Annotated in this window: 14 protein-coding genes, 1 tRNA gene and 3 pseudogenes; 3 read left to right on the top strand and 15 right to left on the bottom strand. The window is 65.5% G+C overall.

Features of this window, described 5'->3' with window-relative positions:
* Positions 1-17: 17 nt before the first annotated feature.
* The 6 genes and pseudogenes from CKW46_RS09925 to prpD all read right to left on the bottom strand — a co-directional run bounded on the left by CKW46_RS09925 (position 18) and on the right by prpD (position 5,616).
* Positions 18-751: pseudogene (locus tag CKW46_RS09925) on the bottom strand (DUF2652 domain-containing protein).
* Positions 752-821: 70 nt separating this feature from the next.
* A complete protein-coding gene (locus CKW46_RS09920) occupies positions 822-1,055 on the bottom strand; it encodes a hypothetical protein (protein WP_117435747.1) in 234 nt (77 codons plus the stop codon).
* A 129-nt stretch (positions 1,056-1,184) separates the two neighbouring features.
* A complete protein-coding gene (locus CKW46_RS09915; protein ID WP_223162077.1) occupies positions 1,185-1,703 on the bottom strand; it encodes a DUF5994 family protein in 519 nt (172 codons plus the stop codon).
* 360 nt (positions 1,704-2,063) lie between these two features.
* Positions 2,064-3,197: a bifunctional 2-methylcitrate synthase/citrate synthase gene (locus CKW46_RS09910; RefSeq protein WP_015354915.1), complete on the bottom strand. Its 1,134-nt coding sequence runs from the start codon at positions 3,195-3,197 to the stop codon at positions 2,064-2,066.
* Entirely contained in the window at positions 3,194-4,111 is a 918-nt protein-coding gene (gene prpB / locus CKW46_RS09905) for a methylisocitrate lyase (RefSeq protein WP_482053107.1), read from the bottom strand. Before prpB ends, CKW46_RS09910 begins: the two co-directional genes overlap by 4 nt.
* Positions 4,111-5,616 (bottom strand): 2-methylcitrate dehydratase PrpD, encoded by a 1,506-nt coding sequence (gene prpD / locus CKW46_RS09900; protein ID WP_482053389.1) that lies wholly within the window; start codon positions 5,614-5,616, stop codon positions 4,111-4,113. The genes prpB and prpD overlap by 1 nt, the downstream gene beginning before the upstream one ends.
* 110 nt (positions 5,617-5,726) lie before the next feature.
* On the opposite strand from prpD, the gene CKW46_RS09895 reads away from it, so the two are divergent.
* A complete protein-coding gene (locus CKW46_RS09895; RefSeq protein WP_015354912.1) occupies positions 5,727-7,157 on the top strand; it encodes a short-chain fatty acyl-CoA regulator family protein in 1,431 nt (476 codons plus the stop codon).
* Between the two features lie 50 nt (positions 7,158-7,207).
* On the opposite strand, the gene CKW46_RS09890 is transcribed toward CKW46_RS09895, so the two are convergent.
* The 7 genes and pseudogenes from CKW46_RS09890 to CKW46_RS09860 form a co-directional block, all read right to left on the bottom strand.
* Complete coding sequence (locus CKW46_RS09890) at positions 7,208-8,140, bottom strand: TIGR03619 family F420-dependent LLM class oxidoreductase (protein ID WP_482053106.1); 933 nt, start codon at positions 8,138-8,140, stop codon at positions 7,208-7,210.
* A complete protein-coding gene (locus tag CKW46_RS09885; RefSeq protein ID WP_231991308.1) occupies positions 8,137-8,592 on the bottom strand; it encodes a nuclear transport factor 2 family protein in 456 nt (151 codons plus the stop codon). The genes CKW46_RS09890 and CKW46_RS09885 overlap by 4 nt, the downstream gene beginning before the upstream one ends.
* Before the next feature lie 112 nt (positions 8,593-8,704).
* Positions 8,705-10,045 carry a sulfatase-like hydrolase/transferase gene (locus CKW46_RS09880; protein WP_252872329.1) on the bottom strand — a complete coding sequence of 447 codons (1,341 nt, stop codon included), beginning with the start codon at positions 10,043-10,045 and terminating at the stop codon, positions 8,705-8,707.
* A complete protein-coding gene (locus CKW46_RS09875) occupies positions 10,014-10,283 on the bottom strand; it encodes a hypothetical protein (protein ID WP_499019371.1) in 270 nt (89 codons plus the stop codon). Before CKW46_RS09875 ends, CKW46_RS09880 begins: the two co-directional genes overlap by 32 nt.
* A gap of 28 nt (positions 10,284-10,311) precedes the next feature.
* Positions 10,312-10,890, bottom strand: a pseudogene (locus CKW46_RS09870) (sulfatase-like hydrolase/transferase); the annotation flags it as partial.
* Between the two features lie 411 nt (positions 10,891-11,301).
* Positions 11,302-11,676, bottom strand: a complete 375-nt coding sequence (locus tag CKW46_RS09865; RefSeq protein WP_015354909.1) for an FKBP-type peptidyl-prolyl cis-trans isomerase — start codon at positions 11,674-11,676, stop codon at positions 11,302-11,304.
* Positions 11,677-11,935: 259 nt separating this feature from the next.
* Positions 11,936-12,012, bottom strand: a tRNA-Met gene (locus CKW46_RS09860).
* Between the two features lie 243 nt (positions 12,013-12,255).
* Between CKW46_RS09860 and CKW46_RS09855 the strand changes: the two are divergent.
* Positions 12,256-13,253 (top strand): annotated as a pseudogene (locus tag CKW46_RS09855) (TIGR03617 family F420-dependent LLM class oxidoreductase).
* 171 nt (positions 13,254-13,424) lie between these two features.
* Here CKW46_RS09855 and CKW46_RS09850 read toward each other — a convergent pair.
* Positions 13,425-16,412 carry a UPF0182 family protein gene (locus tag CKW46_RS09850; RefSeq protein ID WP_482053105.1) on the bottom strand — a complete coding sequence of 996 codons (2,988 nt, stop codon included), beginning with the start codon at positions 16,410-16,412 and terminating at the stop codon, positions 13,425-13,427.
* A gap of 121 nt (positions 16,413-16,533) precedes the next feature.
* Positions 16,534-17,556, bottom strand: a complete 1,023-nt coding sequence (locus CKW46_RS09845) for a YlbL family protein (protein WP_011740464.1) — start codon at positions 17,554-17,556, stop codon at positions 16,534-16,536.
* A gap of 78 nt (positions 17,557-17,634) precedes the next feature.
* On the opposite strand from CKW46_RS09845, the gene CKW46_RS09840 reads away from it, so the two are divergent.
* The gene (locus CKW46_RS09840; protein WP_240275010.1) at positions 17,635-19,053 is read left to right on the top strand and encodes a zinc-dependent metalloprotease; all 1,419 of its coding nucleotides are present in this window, start codon (positions 17,635-17,637) and stop codon (positions 19,051-19,053) included.
* Positions 19,054-19,068: the final 15 nt, after the last annotated feature.

Raw genomic sequence — 19,068 nt, 5'->3', positions numbered from 1 at the left:
ACGACGGCGGCGCCACGTCAGGCCGCCGGCAGTCCCTCGGCTCGGCCGCGATCGAGGTTGCGGAAGCCCGCGCACGCCTGCTTGGCGCCCAGGATGAATGGCAGCGACTTCAGCTCGAACTTGAACATCTCCGAAAACCGGCTCACGAAACCGCGTTCGGGCACCACGGGACGCACCTCGGCGGTGGCCAGATCGATGTAGTACGTCGGCGTTTGACCAATGCCTTCGAAATCGTGGGTCAGCGGCATCGAGAGCCCGCGTATCGACTCATCAAGGCATTCCGCAACGGACTCGGTCATCAGCACGTACTCCGACACCGGCACCGAGTTTTTCAGCATCCGGTGCACCAGGATGACGTCGACCCCGGCCAATTCAAGTCGGCGCTTGACCTTTTGCTCGGCAACCTCGCCCTCGTGCGCGACGAACTTCAGCGACAGATCATCGAGCTGTGCGCAGCTCTTGCAGTCGCAGGAGATGTCCTTCTTGATCCGTTCCCGTCGTTCCATAAAGGCTTGCCGCATGGCCGCGATACGTTCACAAACAACGACTTTCGCGTCTCCGCCGGGGGCCCAGAAGAATGCCGCGTCCCCTCCAGCTTGGCCAGCTTGAGGCCTTTGCCGGCGTCGATGACCGCCTCGAGCAGTTCGGCGACCGCCCACTGCGCGTGGGCCAGGTGCATCCGGTTCCAATTCATGTAATTGGTGTATCCGCCGATGTCGGAGATGGCGAGCACAGCGCGACGAATGGCCATGAACTCCGGAGTCTAGTGACTCAATCCCGGTCGAGGTAGGGGCACTGGCAATCGGGTGATAACGGCGCCGTCACGACGCCTTGCTGTATCGGTGAACCAATTGGTCCTCGCCACAGGTGCTCACGTGCTGCAGACCCCGCTCGTCGCTGCCGAAAAATGTCCAGCGCTGCGGACTTCGCTGCGGTTCGCTGATCAGCTTGACCAGGAATGGAAGATGTTCGTCGTCCATGGTGCCGATGGTGTCACCGATCCGAATCTCGGATGGATGAACCTGTGGTGCATCACACCTGTCCTGCATGGCCATAACACCCATCCTTTTCTCACTGCGCGCCAAAGGTGACGCGTTGCCGATACGGTCGCTCGGATTGGGCGGACCGGAGTTTGTGGTACCCGCACGTAAGCTCGCCGACGCCCCGGGGTTCGGGCGGATTGATCAATCGGGAATCGCTGGAGCAGCGGGGTCAGGTTCGCAATCGGGCGGATGTTGCCCACCCAAGGCGCTCTGTGCACGCGCGGCCCGCACCACGTCGTCGCTGGTCCGGAATTCCTGGGTTTCGCGTTCGATGGGCATGATGGGCAGCCGCGCGGCACTGCGCAGGATCATCTTCGCCAGGGCGACCGAGGTTCGGCACGGTACGACCAGCAGGTTTGCCGAGGCCCGGCTACCCGTGATCATCATCAGCCGCTGGCGCCCGGCGGGCCGAGCGGGTTCACCACTTCTGAGCGGGTTCAGCGCGTCGAGATCCGGTGAGCCGTCCAGCGAAGACCAGTTGACGCTGATCTCGATGATCTTGCCCAGGCGCGAGGACAGGGCGTCGACCAACTCGGGCAGCTCCTGGGATATCGAGGCTGTACGTGGCCACCATGCCCCGTCAAGGACCGCACCCAGATCGATCGCCACGGCAACCCGCACCGGACTAGCCAAGCGCCGAGCAGCCGCAGTTGCGCTCATGGCGTCAACAACATCGCGCCGGCGACAGCACGCTTTGTGCCGTCAAGACCTTGGCGCCCAATTTGCCGCGGCGAGATTGGCGGCGCAGGAACGGGTACCGCCTCCCGTTGGCCCGGCCAAGACACTTGGCGATCCATCCGCGATCCCTTCGCTTCGGGTAGACCCGGCACACGCATGTGAGGATCGACAAACAAAACCACGCACGGCCTGGCGTCTCAGTTATGAACAAGCACTCCGGTCAGCCCTGGCCGATGGATTCATGACCGACGTTACACCGTCGCCAGCTGCCACGGCGCCGGATCCCGTATTGATTGACATCGTCCGGCGCCCCGGCGGGCAGCCGCTCGCGGCCCAACGTCTCTATCGGGCGAACTTCAGCATGCGTTGGGCCGGACCCACATATTCGCTGAGCGGACGGATCAACTCGTTGGACGCGGTCTGTTCCATGATGTGTGCGGTCCACCCGGTAATACGGCTCATCACGAAGATCGGGGTAAAGGAGCCGATATCGAATCCCATCAAGTGGTAGGCGGGACCGGTGGGAAAGTCCAGATTCGGCCTGATTCCCGTGGCGGCCAGCATCTCCCGCTCCAAGACCTGGTAGATGTCCAGCCACCGCTGGCCATCACGCACGGCAGCCACCCGGTCGAGGGCCCGTTTCATGGTCGGGACCCGGGAATCGCCGTTGCGATACACCCGATGGCCAAAGCCCATCACCTTTTCCTTGCGAGCCAGCTTGCGCCGCAACCATTCCGATGCCTGGTCCGCCGAACCGATCTCGAGCATGTCGCGCATCACCGCTTCGTTTGCCCCGCCGTGCAGCGTCCCCTTGAGCGCACCGATCGCCGCCGCTACCGCGCTGTAGATGTCGGATTGGGTGGAGGTGACGACCCGGGCGGCGAACGTGGAAGCGTTGAAGCTGTGTTCGGCGTAGAGCACCAGGGATTGCTCGAAGGCATCCACAACCGCGCTCTCGGGGACATCGCCGAAGCACATGTGCAAGAAGTTCTGCGCGTAACTCATGTGGCTGTGGGGCGCGATGGGTGCCAAGCCGCGCCGACGCCGCATATCGGCCGCAACGATGGTGGGCAGTACCGCAAACATCCGCAGCGACTTGGCGTAGTTGGACCTCGGGCTGCTGTCGTCCTCGTCGGGGTCTTCGGCCCCCAGGTAGCTGATCAATGTCCGCACCACGTCCATCGGGTGGCAGGTATCGGGCAGTTTCGCCAACAGCGACAACATGGATCGGTTCAACCGGCGGGCGGCGCGCTCGCGCTGCATGAACAATGCCAGCTGCTGGTCGTCGGGAAGCTCGCCGTGCCACAACAAGTAGGCCACCTGCTCGAAGCTGCAGTGCGCGGCGAGGTCCTCAACCGGATACCCGCGATAGGTGAGCGAGTTGGTCTCGGCAACAACCTTGGAGATGGCGGTGTTGTCGACCACGACGCCGGCCAGGCCCTTACAGATTCGAGGTGTGTCGTCGAGGGTGCTCATGGCCGATCTCCTTGGCGGACGAAGTTGTAGATGCTGGAGTCGAACTGCTGGTAGTCGGCGTAGCGCAGTAGCTCGTAGAGCCGGCTACGCTGCTGCATGCGGTTCAGAAGTCCGGATTGGGTTCCCGCATCGGCGATTTCGCGAAGACCGGCCTCGACAGCGTACATGGCTAGTCGCAGGGTGGTCACCGGATAGATCACCACGTTGTAGCCGATCCCGCGGAGCTCATCGGCGCTCAGCAGCCCAGACTTTCCGAACTCGGTCATGTTGGCCAGCAACGGTGTATCCACCGCCGCGCGAAACTGTTCGAACTCCGCGGGGGTGCGCAGCGCCTCGGTGAAGATCAGGTCGGCGCCCGCGTCGGCGTAGGCCTTGGCCCGATCGATCGCAGCGGAGGGCCCTTCGACCGCCGCGGCGTCGGTGCGAGCGCAGACGATGAAATTGGGGTCGCGCCGCGCCGATACCGCGGCCCGCAGCCGACTGACCATCACGCCGACGGGCACCACCGCCTTGCCGTCCAGGTGCCCACACCGCTTGGGGTTGACTTGATCTTCCAGGTGGCAGCCGGCCAGCCCGGCATCTTCGAGCACGGCCACCGTGCGGGCCGCGCTCATCGGTTCACCGAAACCGGTGTCGGCATCGATGAAAGTGGGCAGCTCGCTGGCGGCCGCGATCTGCGCTCCCCGCGCGCTGACCTCGGTCAGGGTGGTCAAGCCGATGTCGGGCAACCCCAGGTCGGCCGAGAGCGCAGCACCGGATACGTACACCCCGTCGAAGCCGATCTCGCCGACCAATCGGGCCACGAGCGGCGAATAGGCTCCCGGGAATCGCAGCAGCCGGCCACTTTCCAGCGCAGCGCGAAACCCGGTGCGCTTCTCGGTCGCCGACACCGCGGTGCCCAACACCGTTTTCATCACAAGATCCCGGGCGGAATCGTCGGGGACCGGTCCAGCACCCCCGCATCGGCGATCGGGTTGAGCCCACCCAGCGAGCCCGCCGGCAGGCTCGACAGGCCCTCGACCGTCGAGAGGAACCGTCGCTGCTCGGTTTCACCGATCACCCCGTCGGACAGGCCGAGGAACTTGGCCACGTACTGCTTGCGCTCAAAAGGACGGGCCCCCAGCGGATGAGCGTCCGCGACGGCCAGCTCGTCGACGATCACCTGGCCAGTGTTGAGGGTGATTTCCGCGCGCGCACCGAATGCCTTTTCCGCCGGATCGGCGCTGTGGTAGCGCCGGGTCCACTCCGGATCTTCGACCGTGGAGATCTTGTGCCACAGCGCCACCGTGTCCGGTCGGTGCGCCCGCTGCGGCGAGTAGGAGCGCACGTGATGCCAGCTGCCGTCCTGCAGGGCGACCGCAAAGATGTACATCACCGAGTGGTCGAGGGTCTCCCGCGAGGCATCCGGGTCGAACTTCTGCGGGTCGTTGGAGCCGGTGCCTATCACCACGTGCGTGTGATGGCTGGTGTGCAGCACGATGGTCTCGATCTGGTCTGAGTCACCGATGCGCCCGCGCATCCGCCGGGCCAGATCGATGAGGGCCTGGCTCTGATATTCGGCCGAATGCTCTTTGGTGTAGCTGTCCAGAATGGCCCGCTTTGGTTCACCGCGGCCGGGCAGTGCGACGTGGTAGGTGTGCTCGGGGCCCGACAGTAGCCAGGCGATCACGCCGTCCTCGCCCTCCCAGATCGGCGCCGGCGCCCCTTCCCCACGCATCGCGCGGTCAACCGCTTCGATGGCGACCTTGCCCGCCCAGGCGGGTGCGAACGCCTTCCAGCTGGAGATCAATCCCTTGCGCGACTGCCGGGTGGACGTCGTCAGGTGCAGGGCCTGGCCGACCGCGGAGTAGATGGTGTCAGGGTCCAGCCCGAGCATGGTGCCCAGACCGGCCGCCACCGATGGGCCCAGGTGTGCCACGTGGTCGACCTTGTGCTCGTGCAAGCAGATTCCGCGGACCAGGGCCATCTGGATCTCGTAGCCGGTGGCGATGCCTCGGATCAGGTCGGTGCCATCCAGGCCGAGGTGCTGGGCGACGGCGACCAAGGGTGCGATGTTGTCGCCCGGGTGGGAGTATTCGGCAGCCAGAAAGGTGTCATGAAAATCCAACTCGCGCACCGCGACTCCGTTGGCCCAGGCCGCCCACTCCGGCGCATGGTTCCCAGTGATGCCGAAAACCTTTGCGCCCCTGTCTGACCGCGGATACGCCCGTGCCTGCGCCCGGGCCACGGCCACCGGGCGGCGGGTGAGCGAAGCTGCCGACACCGCAGCGTTGTCGATGATCCGGTTGATCACCATCGCCTCGGTTTCGGCGGGCACCGCGACCGGGTCCGCCGCCACCTCGGCGATCTGGTACGCCAGGTGTTCACGGCATGGGAAGTCCTCGGCGCTGCGCCTGGTTCGAACGTCGTGCATCCGCATAAACCGCACAGTACGCAGCCACACATTCGGGGTAAATGCCCTATAAGGGCGTAATTTTGTGTCCTCACCGGCGCGATTTCGCAAATCTTGTGAAAGGCGGTACGCGTAGGGTGTCACACGTGCCAAAGACCTTCGCCGGGGCGCGGCTGAGGCGACTCCGCGAGGACCACGGGCTGACCCAGGTGGCGCTGGCACGCGCGCTGGGCCTGTCGACCAGCTACGTCAATCAGCTGGAAAACGACCAGCGCCCGATCACGGTCTCGGTGCTGCTCGCTCTTGCCGAACGTTTCGACTTGCCGACCCACTATTTCGCGCCGGACTCCGATGCACGGCTGGTCTCGGACTTGCGTGAGGTCTTCGCCGAGGGGCCCGCCACCCCGGCGCAGATCGAGGAACTGGTGGCCCGGATGCCCGCGGTGGGACAGACGCTGGTCCACCTGCGTCGACGGCTCTACGACGCCACCACCGAGCTCGAAGCGCTGCACAGCCGCGCCACCGCCGACGTTTCGGCGGTGTCCGGGCAGCCGATGCCCTTCGAAGAAGTCCGCGACTTCTTCTATGACCGAAAGAACTACATCGGCGAGTTGGACATCGCCGCGGAGCAGATGTTCGGCCGCCACGGCCTGCACCTCGGGGGGCTTGACGCGCAATTGGCGCGGCTACTCGGCGACAACCTCGGCATCACCGTGGTGCTCGACGATGGGCAGTCGCTAAACCCCAACTCCAAGCGCATGTTTCAGCCAGAGTCCAAGACGCTCTACCTGGCCCGCTGGCTCAACCGCGGCCAGCGCGCCTTTCAGCTGGCCACTCAGATCGCGCTGCTGACCCAGGCCGACCTGATCACCGGCATCATCGCCGGTGACGATCAGCTCAGCGATGAGGCGCGGGGGGTGGCCCGCATCGGTCTGGCCAACTACTTCGCCGGAGCGTTGCTGCTGCCCTACCGGCCGTTTCTGGACGCGGCCGCAAGCACGCGCTATGACATCGATCAACTGGCGCGCCGATTCGAGGTCGGCTTCGAGACCATCTGTCACCGGCTGTCCACCCTGCAGCGCCCCAACGCCCGCGGGGTCCCGTTCATCTTCGTCCGCACCGACAGTGCCGGAAACATCTCCAAGCGCCAATCCGCCACGGCATTTCACTTCTCCCGAGTCGGCGGGAACTGTCCGCTGTGGGTGATTCACCAAGCGTTCGCCCGGCCCGGTCAGTTCCTGACCCAGGTGGCCCAGATGCCCGATGAGCGAACCTATTTCTGGATCGCCCGAACCACCACCGCCGAGCCCAGCCGCTACCTCGGACCCGGGAAGAGCTTTGCCATCGGCCTGGGATGCGACCTGGCCCACGCCGACAAGCTGATCTACTCCGTCGGGGTCGACCTGACCGACACCGAGGCGATCGCCGCCATCGGCGCGGGCTGCAAGATCTGCGATCGCCCCTCCTGCCCGCAACGCGCCTTCCCCTACCTGGGCCGCCCGGTGCGGGTAGATCCGCACACCAGCACCGATCTGCCTTATCCGCCTGCGATCAGCACAGAGCGCTAGGGCGCCCTCTCGGCTAAGGCGACGAACGTTGGGCCCCAGCGCAAGTGGCCTCAGCCGCCGGTGGCGGCGCGCACCGCTTCGACGACGGCGCAGATGTCACGTTCGCGGTTTTCAGGCGCGAGTGGCCAGTGGGTCATCCTCAGCTCGGTGACGCCCGCGTCCCGCAGCGTTTTTGCCCGCTCGGCCACGTCGGCCAGGTCGGGTCGGCCATCCGCATCAGCTTTGACCCGCAGCGCGCCCGCTACGCCGAAACCGTTCGGGTCGCCACCGGCATGTGCCACCGCCGCGCGCATCCGCGCGATTCCCGCGTCGACATCGCGCGCGTCGGGACCCCAGGGAATCCAGCCCTCTCCGAAGCGCGCCAGCCGGCGGGCGACCGCCCGGTTGACCGTCCCACTCACCCAGATCGGCACTCCCCCCGGCTGCGCGGGCTTGGGCATCTGATGGATCCGCTCGAAATTCAGCCCCGCAGACTCAAAGCTGACCTCGTTCTCCCGCCACAAGCGCTGACACACTTCCAGGGTCTGATCCAGGACCGCCCCGCGGCGGTCGAAGTCGACACCAGCGGCCTCGTATTCCTCGCGCTGCCAGCCCACGCCCACACCGATGTCGATGCGCCCACCTGACAGCACATCCATGGTGGCCAGGGTTTTCGCCAACACCGCCGCGGGCCGCAGCGCGGCGAGCAGGATGTTGGTGCCCAACCGGATTCGTTCGGTGCGAGCGGCAAGATAAGTCAGCGTGGTCAGCGGCTCCAACCAGTGGCCGTCCGGGCCGGTGGGCTGGCGGCCACCGGCGGTTCCCCCCGTCGCGGGATCTGCGTAGGCGTCCATGTGCGCGCCGAACGCGATGTGCTCGGAAACCAGCACTCGATCAAACCCAAAGCCCTCGAGAAGTTGGGCCCAGTCGGTCAGGTGTTCCCAGCCCGGTGGCGGCTCGGCCGAAAATGAGGGGATCCCCATCGACAGTTGCACCGAGGTCATGCCCCGCCTTCGGTGATCGACACGGGACGGTCCTCGGTGGCATCGATGGCGACGGTGCGGTGCGAGATCCGCCACGCCCCGTCGCCGCCGAGCAGATACCGGTCCAGGTAGCGGATGTACATCACGTGGTTACGCCAGGCACCTTGCTTCTCACTGAAATGGTTGGCGGTGCAATAGACTTCGCCGCTGGCCGTCTTCCCTTCGATGACGTAGAGGCTTTGCGCCACCAGGTGTACGGTGCGCGGGAAGCGCGCCACGATGGTGATGATCCCCGCTAGCTCGCTGTGACCGGTGAGCAGTGCGGGTTCGCGTCCGGGGCGGTGGATTCGCATCGTCGCATCGGGGGTGAACACCTCGATGAGGGCAGCACTGTCTCGGTGATCGACCGCTGCCGCGTATCGGCGGGACAGCGCTTCGAGCTCGGGACTGGAAATTGCCGTCGAGATATCCATCTGCATGCCAAAGCCAACCGGGAAAGGGACGCCGTCGACAATACCGGCCAGGCCTGCGGGCCGTGGCGGACTCCGCAACAGTCGCGCCGGAGTGGCCGCATCGGCCGGCGGATCAGCGCAACTGGATGGTCACCTGCTCGATCGTGGCGTTGAACACGAAGGTGCCTTCGTAGGTGTCTGCGGCCGGGGTTCCGCAGTCCATGCCGATGTCGACGCCCTCGTCGGCGCTGAAGCCCAGCGGCACGGTCCGTTCGATGCGAGATTGCCCGACGTCGCGTCCGTTGAGCAGCAGTCTGACCAGTCCCCCTTTGCCCAGACCGCCGCCGTCGTAGTCGAATTCCATCGCCACGGTGGCTTTGCCGGCGGGCAGGGCCTCGGTGGCCGCGACGGTGGTGTAGGTCGACCCGAAATAGTTGTAGGTGAACTTGGGGATCCCGTGCTGCACATACAGCGACAAGCCGGCGAAGTATCCCCCGGCCGCCAGCAGCACCCCTTCGACCGTGCTGCCGCCGGGGGTGTCGATGACTGCGGTGATCGAATACGACCGATTGAAGGCGCTGCGAATGATGTCTTCGGGGATGCGGGTGGCGCCTTGGCGGAATGAGATCGAGGTCCGCGATCCCAAGATCGTGGGCCGGGGCTCCAGCGCGCGGGCGAGGCGGCCCCGGTCATCGAGCGGAAAGACGTTGTTCTTCACGCCTTCGGCGTCAAACAGCGCCTTGAGTTGCTCGAGCTTGTCGGGGAATTGCGCCGAAAGGTCCACGGCCTGGCTGTAGTCGCGGGACAGGTCATAGAGCTCCCAGCGATCGTCGGAGAACGCGGGCAGCGCCCCCGGTCGCCACAGGATGCGACCGTGGTAGGTGCAGGCCATCCAGTCCTCGTGGTAGATCCCGCGCAGACCGCCGATCTCGAAGTATTGGGTGCGGCGACGATCGGCGGCCTCCGCGTCGTCGAACGTGTACATCAGGCTGATCCCGTCGTGGGGCTTTTGCGCCACCCCGTTGACGATCTCGGGTGCGGGGATACCCGCGGCCTCCAAGATGGTGGGTGCGATGTCCACGACGTGGTGAAACTGCGAACGCAGCCCGCCGCGGTCGGTGATCCGCGCGGGCCAGCTCACGATCATCGGGTTGCGGGTGCCGCCGAAATGGCTGGCGAACTGCTTGGTGAACTGAAACGGCGTGCACATGGCCCAGGCGAATCCGACCGGATACTCGTTGCTGGCCCTCGGCCCGCCGATCTCGTCCATCTTCGACAGCACCACATCGACGTCCTCCTGGAGTCCGTTGAGGGTGACCATTTCGTTGAAGACGCCACCGAGCCCGCCCCCGGGGGCGGCGCCGTTGTCACCGATGATGTAGATGAACAGCGTGTTGTCCCATACGTCAATCTCTTTGAGGGCGTCCATGATTCGCCCGACCTCATGGTCGGTGTGGGCCAGAAACCCTGGCATACACCTCCATCAGTCGCGATGCGATGCGCTGGCGCTGCTCGGGCAGCGAGTCCCACGCGGGAAGCGACTCGTGGCGCTCGGTCAGCTCGGCATCGGCGGGAATCACCCCCAACCGCTTCTGCCGGGCGAAGATCTCCTCGCGCAGCACGTCCCAGCCCTGGTCGAAGCGGCCCCGGAACGGATCGCTCCACTCCGGCGCCACATCGCGCGTGGGTCGCGCCGGGCGCCCAGTAGGCAAAGAATGGCCTGTCCGGCGCCATGGCCCGCTGCCGGTGGACCCACTCGATCATGCGATCGGCGAGATCGGTGCTCAGGTGATAGTCCTCGGCGTCTTCGGGTCGTTCGATCGGCGTGGTGCCGTGATACAGACCCGGGTTGTACTGGTGGGCTTCACCCCCCATGAATCCGTAGAACTCTTCGAAGCCCATCCCAGTGGGCCACCGATCGAACGGTCCGGCCGCGCTGACTTCCCATACCGGAGTGTTGTGCCATTTACCGAAAGCCGCTGTGCTGTAGCCGTTCTGTCGCAACGTCTCGGCTACGGTCGCCGCCGATTTCGGGATGATGCAGTTGTAGCCGTCGTAGCCGGTGGCAAACTCTGTGATGGTTCCGGTGTTGACGACGTGGTGGTTGCGGCCGGTCAGCAACGCGGCCCGGGTGGGCGAACACAGCGCCGTGGTGTGGAAACGGTTGTACCGCAGCCCTTCCTGGGCCAACGCGTCACCGGCCGGGGTTTCAACCGGCCCACCAAATGTTGCGGTGGCGCCGAAGCCGACGTCGTCGAGCAGCACGATCACCACGTTCGGCGCCCCCTGCGGGGGCCGGATGGGGGTGATGGTCGCCATCTTCGACTCGGCGACCGTCTTGCCGGAATGGCCGCCGGTCGGTGTATCCGGCAGCGGTAGTCGGGTTCGGTCCAGGTTTTCGCCCGGGTCATGCGCGGTCGCGTCATGCGCCATCGCGGCCCTCCACTTCACCCTCGATCGAGCTGATGACCTACGCGCCACTCACGCCCGCCGGCGCTCTTGGAACATGCCGTCGGCGGGCTTGGGCAATTGTAGGTAGTGGCCGCGCCGCTGCGGGGTCAGGCGCGCTCGCCGGCGCGAATGCACCGGGGTCACGCTCGCAGAACGCATGAAGATGGCCCCCGGAGTCTCTCCGAGGGCCATCTTCGCTGGTAGCGGGGACCGAATTTCGAACCTGCGGCCGCTGGGCTAGCGGCCAGAGGTTGTCGAATGTTCGCCTGGTCTCATTTGCTATCTGACATCGAGCAGGTCCACCACGAAGATCAGCGACTCGCCGGGCTTGATGACGCCTCCGGCGCCACGGTCGCCGTAAGCGAGGTGGGCGGGGATATGCAGCTGTCGGCGGCCGCCGACCTTCATGCCCTGCACGCCTTGATCCCAACCCTGGATGACCTGGCCGACGCCGAGTTTGAACATCAACGGGTCACCGCGGTTGTAGGAAGCGTCGAACTCCTCGCCGGTGGAGTGGGCCACCCCGACGTAGTGCACGACCAGCGTCTTGCCGGAGGTAGCCTCCGCACCGTCACCCTCCACGACGTCGGTGATGACCAGGTCGGTGGGCGGCTCCCCGCCGGGAAAGTCGATCTCAGGCTTCTTTGCAGTCATGCCCACCACACTGGCAGATGGTCGCCGGTGGACTTGCCGGCGGGTGCCGTCGCGAGTTGCTCTGGCGCGGGAAGACGCGTGGTTGCACTCGCTCAATATGTAAACAAGCTGATCAAACGCATCGGCTGCGGCTTCACCAGCTACCGCATCCGAGCACTTCTACGCCGGCAAAACCAACCGGCCCGTCCTCACATCCATCGTCGTCCGATGGACGCCAATGAAAATGACCCCCGGAGTCTCCTCCGAGGGCCATTTCCGCTGGTAGCGGGGACAGGATTCGAACCTGCGACCTCTGGGTTATGAGCCCAGCGAGCTACCGAGCTGCTCCACCCCGCGTTGGTGAATGCAAGGTTACCGAACACGTACGGGGCTCTCCAAATCGCACGCTCAGCGGCCCGCGCGGCCCGAAAACGCCTGGAAACGCGGCGCCGTCGGCGCCCGACACCGAACAAACAATCCGGCCCGCGGCAAGACGACCCAACAGCGGCGCTCAACTGGACGTTTTGGGCACTACCGCCCGCGGAGGCATCGCCAGCGACGGCTTCGCGGGCATACTGTGACGGCGTGCACATCGATGTGATGACGATCCCGCAACCATTGGCTCAGATCGGCGATCTGGCCCGTCGCACCCAGGCCGCGGGGTTCTCCGGTCTACTGTTCACCGAAACCGGCCGCACGGCCTATCTCAACGCCGCTATCTCCTCACAGGCCGCGCCCGGCCTGGAGCTGTCCACCGGCGTGGCGGTGGCCTTTCCCCGCAGTCCGTTCGTCACCGCGGCCACGGCCTGGGAGCTGCAGGAGGCGACGGGCGGAAAGTTCCGGCTCGGTCTGGGCACCCAGGTACGCACCCACGTGGTGCGGCGCTACGGCATGGCTTTTGAACGCCCCGGCCCGCGCCTGCGCGATTACGTGCTCGCCGTCAAGGCGTGTTTCTCCGCCTTCCGCACGGGGACGCTGGACCACCATGGCGAGTTCTACGATCTCGACTTCATCACCCCCAATGGAGCGCGGGCCCCATCGATGCCCCCGACCCCAAAGTCGATATCGCAGCGGTGAATCCGTGGATGCTGCGGATGGCGGGCGAGGTGGCCGACGGGGTACACATCCATCCGCTCGGCGAGCTTGGCTACCTCACCCGCCATGTCGTGCCCAACGTCGCCAAGGGCGCCGCGAAAGCCGGGCGCTCACCGGCGGACATCGCCGTCATCCTGCCGGTGATGAGCATCGTCGGCGACAGCGACGAGGAGCGTGCGATCGAACGCGAGTCGGTGCGCGCCAGCATGGCCTTCTACGGAAGCACGCCCAATTACGCGTTCATCTGGGACGAGGCCGGGTTCGAGGGGACCACCGCGCGGATTCGGGAAAAGCAGAAAGCCGGGGATTTCCCCGCCATGATGGCCCAGATCTCCGATGAGCACATCGATGCCTTTGCCACCGAGTCCAGCTGGGATGGGCTGGCCGATGCGCTGACCGACAAATACGGGGGCATCGCCACCCGCCTGGTGATGTACAACGCCCTGGGCGACCCTGGGCGATTCGAGCGCTACGGCGAAGTGGCCCGCCGCATGCACGGGTAACGACAACCACCACGTCGGCCACGGCCAGCACCAGCGTGCGCAAAATGCCGGCCCAAGCGGCGTGTCAGTGCACAGACACGCACGCTCGCGGCGGCAAGGGCGACAAGAGCAACAAGGGCGACAAGAGCAGCAAGGGCGACAAGAGCAGCAAGGGCAAGCCCCAGCCCGCCCCTACTGGGTGTTGTTGAACTTCGTGATCGCGTCGTCCAACCGTTGCAGCGCTGCCCCGTAGGCGGCGAAGTCGCCCTTCTTCTGCGCATCACGCGCCGCGCCGATGGCCGACTGAATCTCTTTCATGGCCGCGGCCTTGGCCGGTGACAGCGTCACCGACGCCTCGGGAGCCGGCGGCACCGCTGTGGGCGGTGATGGCGGCGTTCCCGGTAGCGCCTCCGGCGAGGGCGCGTTGTTGGGCGGAACATTGGCGGGTGCTCCGCCCTCGGTGGGCTGGATTCCGGTGGCGGCATCACCGGCACCCGGCCCGAACAGCCCGTTGAGCGCATCGCGCACGGTGGGGCCGTAGCCGATCTTGTCGTTGTACATCATCGCCACCCGGATCAGGCGCGGGTACGAAGAGGCCGCGTCGCTGGCACCCGGGGATGCATACACCGGTTCGACGTAGAGCAGCCCGCCCTGGCCCACCGGAAGAGTCAGCAAGTTGCCCCAGCGGATGCGGTTCTGGTTATCTCGCCCGATCACACCCAGGTCCTGGGACACCGCCGGATCGGTGGTGATCGCGTTATTGGCCAGTTTGGGACCGTTGACCTGCCCCGGGATGGTCAATACGGTGATCTTTCCGTACGTCGCGGGATCCGAGCTGGCGCTGATATAGGCGGCCAGATAGTCGCGCTTGAACCTGTTCATCGCGCTGATCAGCTGATATGACGCCGAATTGTCATTATTCGCAATGTTTTTCGCGACGATGTAGTACGGCGGCTGATAGCTGCTGGCGGTCGGGTTCGGGTCCAGCGGCACGTCCCAGAAATCCGAGGTGGAGAAGAAGGTCACCGGGTCATTGACGTGGTACTTGGCCAGCAGCATGCGCTGCACCTTGAACAGGTCTTCGGGGTAGCGCAGGTGTGCGGCGAGCTCCGGGCTGATGTCACCCTTGGGCTTGACCGTCCCGGGGAAGACCTGCATCCAGGCTTTGAGCACCGGATCCTGCTCGTCCTGCTGGTACAGCGTGACGGTGCCGTCGTAGGCGTCGACGGTGGCCTTCACCGAGTTGCGGATGTAGGAGACCTGCTTGTCCGGGAGCAGCCGGTTGAAGGCGACCTCGTTGGAGTCCGCGGTCGCCGACGACAGCGAGGTCAGCTGCGAGTACGGGTAGTTGTCCAAGGTGGTGTAGCCGTCGAGGATCCAAACCATCCGCTTGTTGACGATCGCCGGGTAGACCGCGCTGTCGGTGGTCAGCCACGGCGCCACCGCCTCCACCCGCTGCGCGGGATCACGGTTGAACAGGATCTTGCTGTTGGAGCCGATCACGTTGGAGAACAGGAAGTTACGCTCGGCGAACTTGGCCGCGAACACGGTGCGGGAGATCCAGCTGCCGACCGACACTCCCCCGCTACCGGTGTAGGTGTAGTTCTTGGTGTCCGCACTGGTCTCGTAGTCGTATTCCCGGTCGGCACCGGTCTTGCCCACGATCGCGTAGTCGGCGGGGGTGTTGGAGATGACCGGCCCGTAGTAGATCCGCGGCTGATCCAGCGGCGCCGGACCGTCGGACACGACGGTGCCGTTGGCGCCCACGACGTTGACCAGGAACTCGGGGTAACCGCCGTTTTGGTTCGGGTCGTTGGCGATGCCCCGAACGGTGTTGGCCGGCGAGGCGATGAATCCGTTGCCGTGGGTGTACACGGTGTGCCGGTTGATCCAGTCCCGCTGGTTGTCGATCAGCCGGTCCGGGTTGAGTTCGCGCGCCGCGACCACGTAGTCACGCAGGTTGTTGTTGCGGTCGAAGTAGCGGTCGATCGACAACTGGTCGGGGAAATAGTAGAAGTTCTTGCCCTGCTGGAACTGGGTGAATGCCGGGCTGACGATCGTCGGGTCGAGCAGCCGGATGTTGGAGGTGGTGGCGCGGTCGGCGGCGACCTGCTGTGCGGTCGCTTCGCCGTCGCCGGTGTAGTTGCGATACGTCACCACATTTGAGGTCAGCCCATAGGCTTGCCGCGTCGCCGTGATACTTCGGCTGATGTACTCGCTTTCCTTCTGCGCCGCATTGGGTTTGACGCTGATCTGCTCGACGATCATCGGCCAGGCGGCGCCGACGATCAGCGACGATAGCAGCAACAGCACCAAACCGATGGCGGGAATCCGCAAGTCGCGCAGAACGATCGCCGAGAACACCGCCGCCGCGCAGATGACGGCAATGGCCATCAGAATCAGCTTCGCCGGCAACACGGCATTGATGTCGGTGTATCCGGCGCCGGTGAACGGTTTGCCGCCGCGGGTGTGTGACAGCAGCTCATAGCGGTCCAACCAGTAGGCGACCGCTTTGAGCAGCACCAGCACCCCGACCAGGCTGACCAACTGAATGCGCGCCGAGCGGCTCAGGGCGCCGCTGCGGCCGGTCAACCGGATGCCGCCGAACAGGTAGTGCGACACCACGTTGGCCACGAACGCCAGGAAGATCGCGACAAACAAGTAGCTGAGCAGCAGCCGGTCGAAGGGCAACTCGAAGGCGTAGAAGCCGAGGTCCTTGCCGAACTGCGGGTCGGTGATCCCGAAGTCACCGCCATGCAAGAACAGCTGGATCCGAACCCAGTAGCTCTGGGCGACAATGCCGGCCAACAGGCCGATCGCCGCCGGAATCCCGATCCCGAACAGCCGCAGCCGAGCCAGCACGACGGTGCGATAGCGCGCCACCGGATCGTTGTCGTTGTTCGGCACGAAAACCGGGCGGGTGCGGTAGGCCAGCGCCAGCCCGGCGAAGACAATGCCGCCGACCAGCACTCCTGCCACCAGAAAAACCAGGAATCGGGTGACCAGCACGGTGGTGAACACCGAGCGATAGCCAAGCTCGCCGAACCACAGCCAGTCCACGTATGCGTCGATCAGACGCGGACCCGCCAACAACAGGGCGATCACACCCAAAGCGATCAAGATCAAAACCCGGCTGCGCCGAGTCAGCTTCGGCATCCTTGCGGTGGGCCGCATCCCCACTAGCTACGCTCCCTGCTCGGTTTGGCTGGCGCCGTTTTGAAGGCCGTCGTTCCACGAGACGTTTCCCGACCGGCTGCTAGAGATTTGTCTAGACGGTCACAACTCTACGCATCCCCTGGTGCTAGCAACTCGGCGTCGCTGTCCCCGAGGTCATGGCGTGCAATGCGTCCACCGCTTGGCCCAGCGTTTCGACCTTCACCAACCGAAGGCCGCTGGGCGTATCGGAGGCCGCCTCGTAGCAGTTTTTGGCCGGCACCAGGAATACCGAGGCGCCGGCGGCCCGGGCCGCCGCCATCTTGTGGGTGATGCCGCCGATGGGGCCGACCTTGCCGTCGGCGGTGATCGTTCCGGTGCCGGCCACAAAGGTCGAACCGACCAGATCGCCGGTGGTCAGTTTGTCCACCACGGCGAGACTGAACATCAACCCGGCCGAGGGGCCGCCCACGTTGGCGAGGTGGAAATCGACCACGAACGGCGCCCACGGCGCATCGAGCACCGCGACGCCCATGAAGCCGTAGTCGCGATCCTTGTTGGTGCCCAGCGTGATCTGCGCGACGCCGGGCGCCTCGTTCTTCCGGCGGAAGTCGATCACCACGACGTCGCCGGGCTTGGTGTCCTTCAAGATCGAGGTGAACTGCTCGACATTGGCCACCGCGGTGCCGTTGACCGCGTCGATGGCATCACCGGCCTTCAACTTGCCCGCGGACGGACCGGGCTCGCTCACGGTGGCCACCGTCACCGCGTCGGGGTACTTCAGGTACTCCAGGGCCGCGTACTCGGCGCTTTCCTCGGAGTTCTTGAAATCCGCACTGTTGGCGTTGTCGACCTCTTCGCGCGACTTACCCGGCGGATACACCAGGTCGCGCGGCACCAGCTGCTCTTGCCCGGACAACCACAGGGTCAGGGCCTCACCCAGGCTCAGCCCATCGCGTTGAGACACGGTCGTCATATTGAGGTGACCCGTTGTCGGGTGCGTTTGGGTACCTTCGATCTGGACAACCTGCTTGCCGTCGACCTCGCCGAGGGTGTCGAAGGTGGGGCCGGGGCCCAGTGACACAAACGGCACCGTCACCACCGCTAGCAGCACCCCGAACACCACAATCGGTACCAGCGCCACCATCAACGTCAATATCCGCCTGTTCACGCCGCATACACTAGACGGACTTAGCAGGTGCCGGTTCAGCTACAAGCATGACGGTGCCTCGCGCTTTCTGTTCCCCCGGTGGGTACCGTTGGGGTTATGGCTGACCTGCCTTTCGGCTTCTCCTCCGGAGACGACCCCCGCGACGATCGATCTGGGCGCGACAAGCCCGGTAACAACGATCCCGAGTCTGGGTCGGACGCCAACCCGCTGGGCGCGTTCGGCATCGGCGGGGATTTCGGCATGGCCGATCTGGGCCAGATCTTCACCCGCCTGGGCGAAATGTTCGGCGGCGTCGGCAGCGCCATGACCTCGGGCCAGAGCTCGGGCCCGGTCAACTACCAGTTGGCCCGGCAAGTCGCCGCCAGCTCGATCGGCTTCATCGCGCCCATCCCCGACGCGACCAACTCCGCCATCTCCGACGCGGTGCACCTGGCTGAGACCTGGCTCAACGGGGCGACCTCGCTGCCCGCCGGCACCGCCAAGGCGGTGGGCTGGAGCCCCACCGACTGGGTCGACAACACCATGGACGTCTGGAAGCGGCTGTGCGATCCCATGGCCCAGCAGATCTCGTCGGTGTGGGCATCCTCGCTGCCGGAGGAAGCCAATAGCATGGCCGGACCGCTGCTGTCGATGATGTCGCAGATGCGCGGCATGGCGTTCGGTTCGCAGCTGGGCCCGGCGTTGGGCCGGCTGTCCCGTGAGGTGCTGACCTCCACCGACATCGGTCTGCCGTTGGGCCCCAAGGGCGTGGCGGCGATCCTTCCCGAGGCCGTCGAATCGTTTGCCTCCGGCCTCGAACAGCCGCGCAGCGAGATCATGACCTTCCTGGCCGCCCGGGAGGCGGCGCATCATCGTCTGTTCAGCCATGTTCCCTGGCTGTCCAGCCAGTTGCTGGGCGCGGTCGAGGCCTACGCGGCGGGCATGAAGATCGACATGAGCGGCATCGAGGAGCTGGCCCGCGACTTCAACCCGGCCACGCTGGGCGATCCGGCGGCCATGGAGCAGTTGTTGAGCCAAGGGGTGTTCGAGCCGCAGGCAACCCCGGCGCAGACCCAGGCGCTCGAGCGTCTGGAAACACTGCTGGCCCTGATCGAAGGCTGGGTCCAGACCGTGGTGACCGATGCACTCGGTGACCGGATTCCGGGCACCGCCGCGCTCAGCGAGACACTTCGTCGCCGCCGGGCCAGTGGCGGGCCCGCCGAGCAGACCTTCACGACACTGGTCGGTTTGGAACTTCGGCCCCGCAAACTGCGCGAGGCCGCGGCCCTATGGGACCGGCTGACTCAGGGCGCCGGTATCGACGCGCGCGACGCGGTCTGGCAGCACCCCGACCTGCTGCCCTCCATCGAGGACCTCGATGACCCGGCGGCGTTCATCGATCGGACCATCGGGGGCGACACCTCCGGTATCGACGAGGCACTGTCCGACCTGAAAGCCGAGCTCGACCGCGACATGCGCAACCGGGAGGACCCGGGCGCCGGTCCTGTGGATAACTGAGCGGGGTCTGCCCGG

Source organism: Mycobacterium liflandii (genome assembly GCF_022354805.1).
Lineage (GTDB): Bacteria > Actinomycetota > Actinomycetes > Mycobacteriales > Mycobacteriaceae > Mycobacterium > Mycobacterium marinum.
Note: the sequence above shows the minus strand (reverse complement) of the source record. Positions and strands in the feature narration are given on the sequence as shown.